Origin of the sequence: Reyranella soli, assembly GCF_007992495.1 — a bacterium.
Taxonomy (GTDB): Bacteria; Pseudomonadota; Alphaproteobacteria; order Reyranellales; family Reyranellaceae; genus Reyranella; species Reyranella soli.
The window spans coordinates 1-817 of sequence record NZ_BKAJ01000392.1 but is presented as its reverse complement, the minus strand read 5'-3'; the positions used below and the strand labels follow the sequence as shown (position 1 = coordinate 817).

1 protein-coding gene is annotated in these 817 nt (G+C 66.0%); it reads left to right on the top strand.

Going from position 1 to position 817, the window contains the following annotated elements; all coding sequences use genetic code 11:
• The coding region (locus RSO01_RS46945) for an IS3 family transposase (protein WP_147157503.1) at nucleotides 1-817 on the top strand (817 nt) is incomplete at both ends.

Below are 817 nucleotides of genomic sequence, written 5' to 3'. Positions count from 1 at the left end.
GAGCCGGGCCGGCTACTACCGGTTCTGGCAGAAGAGCGCGCCGCGTGCGCACGACACGGCGATGGGCGACGCCATCCAGCGGGTGGCCTTGGCCAACAGCCGACGGCGTGGCTACCGCTACATCACCCATCAGCTCAGACGTGACGGCATCGTCGTCAACCACAAGCGGGTGCTGCGGCTGATGCGCCAGGACAATCTTTTGTGCCTGCGCCGCAAGCCTTTTGTGCCGCAGACGACCGATACTCGGCACGACTGGGAGATCGTCCCGAACCTGGTGCGAGGCCTGCGGCTGAGCGGTCTCGATCAGCTGTGGGTGGCCGACATCACCTACATCCGCCTGCAGGAGGAGTTCGTCTACCTGGCGGTCATCATCGATGCCTTCAGCCGGCGCGTCGTCGGCTGGGCGATGGCTGACCATCTGCGGGCCAGCCTGGCGATCGACGCCCTCAAGATGGCCCTGGCGGAGCGCCGGCCCGCCTGGGGCAGCCTGATCCATCACTCCGATCGCGGCGTGCAGTATGCCTGTGGCGACTACACCAAGGTGCTCGAGGCGCACGGCATTGCCGCCAGCATGAGCCGGGTCGGCAATCCCTACGACAATGCCAAGGCCGAGAGCTTCATGAAGACGCTCAAGGCCGAGGAGGTCGATGGCAGGCTGTACTTCAACCTCGAGGAGGCCAAGCACTGCATCGGCACCTTCATCGACGAGGTCTACAACAAGCAGCGCCTGCACTCGGCCTTGGGTTATCGTCCGCCCGCCGAGTTCGAGGCCTACCATCGAGCCTCCGGGTTGCCGGGCGGGGACGGCGCTGCGCGA